The sequence below is a fragment of the Bradyrhizobium sp. genome (genome assembly GCF_049586575.1).
Taxonomy (GTDB): domain Bacteria; phylum Pseudomonadota; class Alphaproteobacteria; order Rhizobiales; family Xanthobacteraceae; genus Bradyrhizobium.
The window spans coordinates 1-8,457 of the sequence record NZ_JBAVCF010000778.1 but is presented as its reverse complement, the minus strand read 5'-3'; the positions used below and the strand labels follow the sequence as shown (position 1 = coordinate 8,457).

The 8,457-nt window shown below is 61.4% G+C and carries 7 protein-coding genes; 6 read left to right on the top strand and 1 reads right to left on the bottom strand.

The window, feature by feature from the left end:
• Window positions 1–864, bottom strand: an 864-nt coding sequence (locus tag WB528_RS27895; RefSeq protein ID WP_423892589.1) for an NAD(P)/FAD-dependent oxidoreductase, incomplete at its 3' end; no start/stop codon positions are given.
• Window positions 865–1,061: 197 nt separating this feature from the next.
• Between WB528_RS27895 and WB528_RS27890 the strand changes: the two genes are divergently transcribed.
• The 6 genes from WB528_RS27890 to WB528_RS27865 form a co-directional block, all read left to right on the top strand.
• Window positions 1,062–2,657 (top strand): ABC transporter substrate-binding protein, encoded by a 1,596-nt coding sequence (locus tag WB528_RS27890; RefSeq protein WP_423892587.1) that lies wholly within the window; start codon window positions 1,062–1,064, stop codon window positions 2,655–2,657.
• A 51-nt stretch (window positions 2,658–2,708) separates the two neighbouring features.
• Window positions 2,709–3,689, top strand: a complete 981-nt coding sequence (locus WB528_RS27885; protein WP_423892584.1) for an ABC transporter permease — start codon at window positions 2,709–2,711, stop codon at window positions 3,687–3,689.
• A gap of 10 nt (window positions 3,690–3,699) precedes the next feature.
• A complete protein-coding gene (locus WB528_RS27880) occupies window positions 3,700–4,662 on the top strand; it encodes an ABC transporter permease (RefSeq protein WP_423892582.1) in 963 nt (320 codons plus the stop codon).
• Complete coding sequence (locus tag WB528_RS27875; protein ID WP_423892580.1) at window positions 4,659–5,645, top strand: ABC transporter ATP-binding protein; 987 nt, start codon at window positions 4,659–4,661, stop codon at window positions 5,643–5,645. Before WB528_RS27880 ends, WB528_RS27875 begins: the two co-directional genes overlap by 4 nt.
• Complete coding sequence (locus WB528_RS27870; RefSeq protein WP_423892578.1) at window positions 5,642–6,643, top strand: ABC transporter ATP-binding protein; 1,002 nt, start codon at window positions 5,642–5,644, stop codon at window positions 6,641–6,643. Before WB528_RS27875 ends, WB528_RS27870 begins: the two co-directional genes overlap by 4 nt.
• Before the next feature lie 90 nt (window positions 6,644–6,733).
• A partial coding sequence (locus tag WB528_RS27865) for a gamma-glutamyltransferase family protein (RefSeq protein ID WP_423892576.1) occupies window positions 6,734–8,457 on the top strand: 1,724 nt, incomplete at its 3' end.

Genomic DNA, 8,457 nt, shown 5'->3' with positions numbered 1-8,457 from the left:
CGGGTGATTGAGCACGGCGTTGCCGCCAGGCTTCAGATGAAGATGATAACCGCGCTTGACGCCAAGCGGGATCGAATACCCTAGCGGGCGAAAGACGAGATCGGACCACGGGCCGAGCGTCACCACGGCTTCGCGCGCCGTCGCGCCGTTGACACGCCATCCGCCTGATTCCTGTGTGAGCGTGCGCGCATCCGCGACGACGAAGCGTCCGCCCTTGCGAATAAACAGATCCGCATAGGCTTTGGCCAGAGCGCCGGGATCGGCGATGAATCCTGGCGTCGGCCAGTAGACGGCGCCCGAAAAATCTCCGGTCAGGCTCGGTTCGCGCGCGGCGATCGCTCGGCTATCGAGGATCTCACTGGGAACGCCATACTGCTTGACCCGCTCGGCATCGCGCCCGGCCGCGGCCAGGCTTGCCTGCGAACGAAACAGCTTGATCCAGCCGGTGCGGCGCAAAAGCTCCGGCACGCCCGCTTCCGCGATCAACGCCTCGTGCTCGACGAGACTGCGCTGGATCAGCGGCAATTCCGACATTGCGCTGTGCATGGCCCGCGCGGGCGATGACGCGAAATAATAGCGCATCAACCAGGGCAGAAAATCAGGCAACTCGGAAAAACGAAAGTATGCCTGTGGCGAGCGATTCAACGCATACTTGACAATCTGCTTGATCTCCCGCGGGAACATGTAGGGAAAGACCGACGCGCATTCGATCAACCCCGCATTGCCGTAGCTGGTTTCCTCACCGGCGCGCTCGTGCCGGTCGACCAGGATGACGTCGCGCCCGAGCTTTTGCAGGTGCAGCGCCGCGCTGACGCCGACCATGCCAGCCCCCAGCACGAGAATATCCGCTTTCGGTTCCGTCATCAGGCGCTCCTGTCAAATTTGGCGCGATGCACGAAGCCGCCAGGTTGAACTTAGGTAGGACAAGATGCCCGCAAGTCATTGCGGCCAGAGGAAATCGCCTTTGCGCGGCGGCTAAACTCTGGCAACATAGCTTGGCATCGTTAGTGCAGTCGTTGTTGCATGAGCGAAATATACACCAGCGTGGAGAGCGTTCACCAATGCCGTTACGTCAGATCTTGCTTGCAACGGCCACCGCTTCGATCGTCGCTTTTACCGCGATGCCGGCATCAAGCCAGACCTTGCGCTACGCCAACCAGGGCGAACTCAAATCGCTCGATCCCTACACGCTCAAGGAAACCACGACCATCGCCCATCATGCCCATGTCTATGAGGGGCTGGTCACCCGCGACAAGGAATTGAAGATCGCCCCGGCGCTCGCCGAGAGTTGGGAAACCCCGGAGCCGACCCGCTGGCGCTTTCATCTGCGCAAAGGCGTCAAATTCCACAACGGCGATCCCTTCACGGCCGACGACGTGATCTTTTCCGCCGAACGCGTGCGAGCCAAAGGATCGAATTTTCTCACCAACGTTCCATCGGATGCCAGGTTCGTCAAGATCGACGACTACACGGTGGACGTCAAACTGGACGCACCCAACCCCATTCTGATCTCGCAATGGGACGGCTGGTTCATCATGGACAAGAAATGGTGCGAGGAAAACAATTCCGTCGCACCGACGCCGGCTTCCGCCACCACACCGAGCTACGCGGCGCTGCACGAGAACGGCACTGGCCCTTTCATGATCGAAAGCCACCAGCCCGGCGTGAAGACCGTATTCAAGGTCAATCCGAACTGGTGGGGCAAGCCGGAGCACAATCTCAAAGAGATCATCTTCACGCCGATCGCGTCCGCTTCAACGCGGGTCGCCGCGCTGCTATCAGGGGAAGTCGACGTCATCGAGCCGGTGCCGACGCAAGACATTCAGCGCGTGAATGCCGGTGGCAATGCGACCGTCCTGACCGGACCTGAAGTCCGCACCATCTTTCTCGGCATGGATCAGGAGCGCAATGAGCTCCTCTATTCCAACATCAAGGGCAAGAACCCATTCAAGGACATCCGTGTCCGCGAAGCCTTTTACAAGGCGATCGACGTCGATCTGATCAAGAACAGGGTGATGCGCGGCCTTTCGACGCCGTCAGCGCTGATGATCGCGCCGCAACTGTTCTCGCTTTCCAAGGACTTCATCCGGCCGAAGGCCGACCCCGAAGCGGCCAAGAAACTGATGGTCGAAGCTGGGTATCCCGACGGCTTCGAGGTCACGATGGATTGCCCCAACGACCGTTACGTCAACGACGCCGATATCTGTCAGGCCGTGGTCGGCATGCTCGCACGCATCGGCGTCAAGGTGAATCTGCTGGCGCAGCCCAAGGCGCAGTATTTCGGCAAGGTGCTCAAGCCCGGCGGCTACCAGACCTCGTTCTATCTGTTGGGATGGACGCCGGCCTCGATGGACTCACATAATGTGCTGTACGACATCATGGGCTGTCACGATCCCAAGGAGCCCAGCCGCGGCGAAGCCAATCTCGGCGGTTATTGCAACAAGGAGGTCGATGCGCTCGCCAACAAGATTCTGGTCGAGCCCGACACCACCAAGCGCGACCAGATGATCAAGCAGGCCTTCGAAATCGTCATAAAGGACTATGGCTATATCCCGCTGCATCAGCAGGCGCTGGCCTGGGGTGTTTCGAAAAAAGTGAAAATAACGCAACGGGCCGACAATCAGGTTCTGTTCTATTGGGCCACGAAGCAGGAATAGCGGACTGCCTAACGCGTGCGTGACGTTGTGAAGAAGAAGTGAAAGGAAAAGATGCTCGCTTTCACGCTTCGCCGGGCGATTCAGGCGATTGGTGTCATGATCGCCGTTGGGATCATCGCGTTCTCGATGTTCCGCTTCGTTGGCGATCCCGTGAGCCAGATCGTCTCGATCGACACTTCCGCGGCTCAGCGGGCCGAGATCAGAAAATCGCTCGGGCTCGACGATCCGATTGCCGTGCAGTTCGCCCGCTATTTCACCAATGCTGCGCAATTCAAGTTCGGCGTCTCCTATCAGTTCCGCTTGCCGGTCGCGGACCTTCTGAAAGAGCGGATGCCGGCGACGCTGGAACTGGCGACCTGCGCCACCATTCTTGCGATGGTGTTCGGCATCTTGATGGGAGTATATTCGGCGCTCCGCCGCGACACGGTTCTTGCCGGAATTTTCCAGGCGATCTCGCTGATCGGCGTTTCACTGCCGACGTTCCTGATCGGCATTCTCCTGATCTATCTGTTCTCGGTGACGCTCGGCTGGCTGCCGTCATTCGGCCGCGGCGATGTCGTGCGATTTGGCTGGTGGACCACAGGTCTTCTCACCGCCTCGGGTCTCAAGGCCCTCATCCTGCCCTCGATCACGCTTGGCCTGTTCCAGATGACCCTGATCATGCGGCTGGTTCGGGCCGAGATGCTCGAGGTGTTGCGCACCGACTATATCCGCTTTGCCCGCGCCCGCGGGCTGACGACCCGCGCGATCCATTTCGGCCACGCCCTGAAAAACACGCTGGTGCCCGTCATCACTGTGGCCGGCCTGCAATTTGGCTCGGTTATTGCATTTGCGATCATCACCGAAACCGTTTTCCAATGGCCCGGCATGGGGCTTCTGTTCGTTCAGGCCATCCAAAATGTCGATATCCCGATCATGGCGGCCTACTTGCTGATGGTGTCGCTGATCTTCGTCACGATCAATCTTGTGGTTGATGTTCTTTATACGGTGGTCGATCCGCGCCTGCGCGCCACCGTCGGCCGGCCGGCGTAAGAGAGCTGACATGTCCGACGCCGCCCTCTCCCACAAAGCCGCCTCAAACCGCGCGCCGACGGCCGGTCTCATGCGGCGTGCGCTTGACAGTGACATCTTCTATTCGTTTCGCCGCTCCAGGCTCACCATGGTCGCGGCCGCCGTAACGCTGCTTTTCTTTCTGCTGGCAATCGCGGCGCCGCTCTTTGCGGTTCAGAATCCGTTCGACCCGGCGCAGCTGCAGCTCATCAATTCGCGGATCGCGCCGCTCTGGACAGCCGACGGCCAGACCCCGTTCCTGCTCGGCACGGATGAACAGGGCCGTGATGTCCTCTCTGCGATCCTCTACGGCCTGCGCATTTCATTGATCGTCGGTATTCTCGGCGTGGTGTTTTCGGGCGCGCTCGGGATCGGCATGGGCCTGATTGCCGGCTATTTCGGCGGCGCGATCGACGCCCTGATCATGCGCATCGCCGACGTGCAGCTCACTTTCCCTGCCATCCTGATCGCTCTGCTGGTCAACGGCGTCGCCAAATCGCTGTTCGGCAATCGGCTGGAGGCCATGAGTATGCTCGGCGTGCTGGTTCTTGCGATCGGCCTGAGCTTCTGGGTGCAATACGCCCGCACCGTGCGCGGCTCGGTGATGGTGGAGAAGAACAAGGATTACGTCGCCGCAGCGCAACTGATCGGGCTGCCGGCGCCGGTGATCATGCTCCGGCACGTCCTGCCCAACACGATGGGACCGATCCTGGTGATTGCGACCATCAATCTTGCGCTCGCCATCATCACCGAAGCGACCTTGTCGTTTCTCGGCGCGGGCATGCCCGACACCATGCCCTCGCTCGGCACCCTGATCCGCATCGGCAACAACTACCTGTTCGCCGGCGAGTGGTGGATCGTGGCCTTCCCCGGCATCGCGCTCGCGGCCCTGATCTTGTCGATCAACCTGCTCGGCGACTGGCTGCGCGACGCCCTCAACCCGAAACTCCGATGAGCGAACCGGTTCTTTCTGTGCGTAACCTGCGGGTCGAATTTGCCACCCGCCATCAAGTGCTTCGCGCGATCGACGGCATTTCCTTTGATATCGCCAAGAGCGAGGTGTTGGGGGTGGTCGGCGAATCCGGCGCCGGAAAGTCGGTGACGGGTCTTGCGGTGATCGGCCTGATCGACCGGCCTGGCCGGATTGCAGGCGGCGAGATTTATCTCTCCGGCTCGCGGATCGACAACCTGCCGCCGGAAGAGATGCGCCGCATCCGGGGCAAACGGATCGGGATGATTTTCCAGGACCCGCTAACGAGCCTCAACCCGCTCTACCGGATCGGCGATCAACTGATCGAGACTATCCGGACCCACACCAGTCTCTCGGAGCAAGCCGCGCGCAAGCGCGCGATCGATCTGCTCGCCGAAGTCGGGATTCCCGCACCCGAGAAGCGCATCGACGCCTATCCGCACGAATTCTCCGGCGGCATGCGCCAGCGCGTTGTCATCGCGCTCGCGATCTGCGCCGAGCCCGAACTGATCATCGCCGACGAGCCGACCACCGCGCTCGACGTCTCGGTGCAGGCGCAAATTATCACGCTGATCAAACGCCTCGGCCGCGACCACGGCACCGCCGTCATGCTCGTGACTCACGACATGGGCGTGATCGCGGAGACGTCCGACCGCGTCGCGGTGATGTATTCCGGCCGCATTGCCGAAATCGGCCCGGTGCGCGATGTCGTGCAAAATCCTCTGCACCCCTATGCCAAGGGTTTGATGGGCGCGATCCCCACGTTGGCAAGCGACGCCGCGCGTCTGGTCCAGATCCCCGGCACGATGCCGCGCCTGTCCGCGATCCCGCGGGGCTGCCCGTTCAATCCGCGCTGCGCATTCGCGTTCGACCGCTGCCGCATCGAGCGGCCGGAGCCGATCTCTCACGGAACGCAGGCGGTCGCGTGTCATCTCTATGATGCCGCCACGACGGAAACCGCGGCATGACGGAAAAGCCCTTTGTCGAGGTGAAACGCCTGCGCCGCATCTTCGACGTCTCCAAGCCGTGGCTCAACCGTCTTCTCGAAGGCGGACACCTGGAATTTCTGAAAGCGGTCGACGATATCAGCTTCGATATTGCCAAAGGCGAGACCTTTGCACTGGTCGGAGAATCCGGCTCCGGGAAAACCACCGTGGCGCGGATGGTGGTCGGGCTGTTGCCACCGAGTTCAGGGGAAGTCGTCATCGACGGGGTTTCGATGACGGATCCGCGCCAGGCACAGGCGCGGCGGCAACTTCGCCGCCGTATCCAGATGATTTTCCAGGATCCCTATGCAAGCCTCAATCCACGGCTTCGGGTCGATGCGATCGTTGCCGAACCGATCCGCGCCTTCGATCTGATCAAAAGCGAATCCGACATTCGCGCCCGCGTCGGCGAACTGCTCGGCCTGGTCGGGCTCCATGCCGATGACGGCTGGAAATATCCGCACGAGTTTTCCGGCGGCCAGCGCCAGCGTATCGCGATTGCGCGCGCGCTCGCCTCGGAGGCCGAGCTCATCGTGTGTGACGAGCCGACCTCGGCGCTTGATGTTTCGGTTCAGGCGCAAATCCTCAATCTGATGCGCGACCTGCAAGACAAATTTGGTCTCACCTATCTCCTGATCAGCCATAACCTCGCCGTGGTCCGGCATATGGCAACGCGCATTGGCGTGATGTATCTCGGCCGCGTCGTCGAGATCGCGGAAGCTCACGACTTGTTCGATGCGCCGCGCATGCCCTACACGAAGATGCTGCTCGGCGCGGTGCCGGATCTCGCGATGTCAGGCCGCCAGCGCATTCCCGTAAAAGGTGAAATCCCGAACCCGATCAACCCTCCCGCCGGCTGCGCCTTCAATCCGCGCTGCCCGCTTGTTTTTGACCGCTGCCGCCGAGAGACGCCCAAGCTAATCGATGGGGTTGCCTGCCATGCCGTCAACCATCCCGCCGAGGCTATGATCGGAGCATGATTACAAGACTGGGACACCAGTTGGCAGAGCCCGCCGCCTGTGGTCAATTGCGGCGCTTCCAAATAACGTCCAAAAAAACCACGGATAGCCATGGGCCATATCAATCCTGATCCCTTCACCACCCGCCCTGAGATCGAGGGCATGTTCGCGGTGGTTACCTCCACCCACTGGATCGCTACCGCGGTCGGCATGGGCATCCTGGAAAAAGGCGGCAACGCGTTCGATGCCGGCGTCGCCACCGCTTTCACCTTGCAGGTGGTCGAACCGCACCTGAACGGCCCCGGCGGCGACGTGCCGATCATCGTGCATGACGTCAAGCGCGGGCGCACCGACGTGATCTGCGGCCAAGGTCCCGCGCCCGCGGGCGCCACGATTGCGCACTACAAGAGCGAAGGGCTGGAGATGGTGCCCGGCACGGGGCTGCTCGCGGCCTGCATTCCCGGCACGTTTGAATCCTGGATGCTGCTACTGCGTGACTATGGCACCCTGCGGCTGCGCGAGGTGCTGGAGCCGGCGATCGCCTATGCCCGCGACGGCTATCCATTCCTGGAGCGCGCAGCCGCCACGGTCAAAACCGTCGAGCAGCTGTTCAGGAAATACTGGACGACCTCTGCGGCAGTCTATCTGCCGAACAATGAGGTGCCGAAACCCGGCTCGATCTTCACCAATCCCAAGCTGGCTGAGACCTATACCCGCATCCTCAAGGAGGCCGAAAGTGCCGGCGGCGACCGCACTGCCCAGATCGAGGCCGCACGAAAATCGTGGTCGAAAGGCTTTGTGGCCGAAGCCATCGACAAGTTTTTCCGCACGCAGGAAGTGATGGATGTGAGCGGATCGCGACACCGCGGCGTGCTTTCTGCCGACGATATGGCGCGATGGCAGCCAACGATCGAAGCGCCGCTGACTTATGATTACGGCCGCTATACGGTTTGCAAGGCCGGGGTCTGGAGCCAGGGGCCGGTGATGCTGCAACAGTTGGCGCTGCTGAAGGGTTTTCAGCTCGATGGGCTCGATCCCACCGGTCCCGAATTCATCCACACCCAGGTCGAATGCGCCAAACTGGCCTATGCCGACCGCGAGAAATTTTACGGTGATCCGAAGTTCACGGAAATCCCGATCGCTACGTTGTTGTCGGATGCCTACAACGACGAGCGGCGCAAGCTGATTTCGAACAAGGCCTCGCTGGATTTCATTCCGGGCTCGGTCGAAGGATTTGGCGGCGTCGTGAAGCTGCGGCGTCAGGAAGGAAACCGCGAGGCTGTCGGCGCCATGGGCGCGGGCGAACCCACCGTCGGCCGTATGGGCGAAGTAAACGGCGACACCGTCCACTTCGATATCATCGATCAGGCCGGCAACATGATCTCGGCGACGCCGTCCGGCGGCTGGCTGCAATCCTCACCAGTAATTCCCGAACTCGGCTTCTGCCTCGGCAGCCGCGCGCAGATGTTCTGGCTCGAGGAAAATCATCCGGCCTCGCTCGCGCCGGGAAAACGCCCGCGCACCACGCTGTCGCCAACCATGGCATTGCGCGATGGCGAACCGTATCTTTCCTGGGGTTCGCCCGGCGGCGACCAGCAGGATCAATGGATCACGCAATTCTTCCTCCGGCACGTGCATGCGAAGATGAATTTGCAGGAAGCGATCGATGCACCGGCCTGGCATTCCGAGCATTTCCCGATCTCGTTCTGGCCGCGCACCTCGCGCCCCGGCGTGATGGTGGCTGAGAACCGCGTTCCCAAGGCGACGATCGAAGACCTGCGCAAGCGTGGACACGTCGTCGAGGTTGGCCCGGACTGGTCCGAGGGCCGCCTGAC